The sequence below is a fragment of the Streptomyces montanisoli genome, assembly GCF_017813245.1.
Lineage (GTDB): Bacteria > Actinomycetota > Actinomycetes > Streptomycetales > Streptomycetaceae > Streptomyces > Streptomyces montanisoli.
This window is the reverse complement of the sequence record NZ_JAGIQL010000368.1, coordinates 1-1,095: the sequence shown is the minus strand read 5'-3', so window position 1 is coordinate 1,095 and position 1,095 is coordinate 1. Positions and strand designations below refer to the sequence as shown.

Sequence of the window (1,095 nt, the reverse complement as noted above, 5' to 3'; positions counted from 1 at the left end):
GTTTCCAGATGCTTGGGTGCCAGCAGTTCAGGCGCACGCTCTTCCGATCTCCCGGCCGGCACGCGGACGGCCGCGTCGAGGGCATGCTCCTCGGCCTCGCCGCGGGCGACGCGGCGGGCTGGCCCGCCGCGCGCCACCGTGCCGCGCGGATGCCGGAGTGGACGCGCCGGCTCACGCGCGAGCTGGACACGTTCGCCGAGCAGAACGAGACCACGACGCTGCCGGTGCCCATCGCGCTCAACCAGCCGCCCGAGCCCCTGCGGCTCGGTCCCTCGGACGACGCCGAGTGGGCGGCGTTCACGGCGGAGGCGGTACTCGCCTCGCACGGTACGGCGCTCAGCGACCTCAGCAGGGACCGCAGGGTGCGTTCCGCGGTCGACCTGGCGTGGATGGCGCTCGCGGCGGAGATCTCCTCGGCCGCCGCGCGCGCCCCGGAGGTCGAGTCGGCGGTCATCCCACTGCGCGCGCGTATCTCCGTGCGCGCCGGCCTCGGCAATCTCGCCACGGGTCTCAGGCCGCCCGCTACGGGCCACGACAACCCGCACTTCTTCGACGACGCGGCGTGCGTGCGCGCCTGCGTGCTGGCCGTCGTCCACCCGGGCGACCCGGCGGCGGCGGCCGACCTCGCCGAGTTCGACGCCCGCTACACGCAGGACGGCGACGGGGTGCACGGTGCCCGTGCGATGGCCGCCGCCGTCGCGCTCGCGCTCGCGGGTGCGCCCGCCGAGGACTGCGTGCGCGGCGCGCTCGACCAGCTGCCCGCCGGCTCGGAGATCGGCCGCAACGCCGCGCACGCCGTGTCCCTCGCCCGCGCGGAGGAAGCGGGCGCCCGGGGGCGCGCCTTCGGCCTCGTGCCGCTGCTCGAACACCAGATCATCGACCACGTCTACAGCTACGGCATCGCCGCGGCCGAGACGGTGCCGGCCGCGCTCGCGCTGGTCCTCGCCTCGGACGGCGACGTGACCGAGGCGGTGCCCGCCGCCGCCTGCATGTCGCGCGTCGCCGACTCGGCGCCCGCGCTGGCCGGCGCGCTAGCGGGCGCCGTGGAGAACCGAAAAGCACTCGTCTGAACCTCAGTCTCCCATGTATCTCGTT

General features: G+C 75.5%; 1 protein-coding gene. It reads left to right on the top strand.

All coding sequences use genetic code 11. The annotated features are described in order from the left end of the window. The first annotated feature begins 8 nt into the window (after nt 1-8). Nucleotides 9-1,070, top strand: a complete 1,062-nt coding sequence (locus JFN87_RS33190) for an ADP-ribosylglycohydrolase family protein (RefSeq protein ID WP_209346232.1) — start codon at nt 9-11, stop codon at nt 1,068-1,070. Nucleotides 1,071-1,095: the final 25 nt, after the last annotated feature.

Coding starts and splice junctions, on each gene's coding strand:
- JFN87_RS33190 (WP_209346232.1), top strand. CDS start 9: ATGCTTGGGTGCCAGCAGTTCAGGCGCACGCTCTTCCGATCTCCCGGC.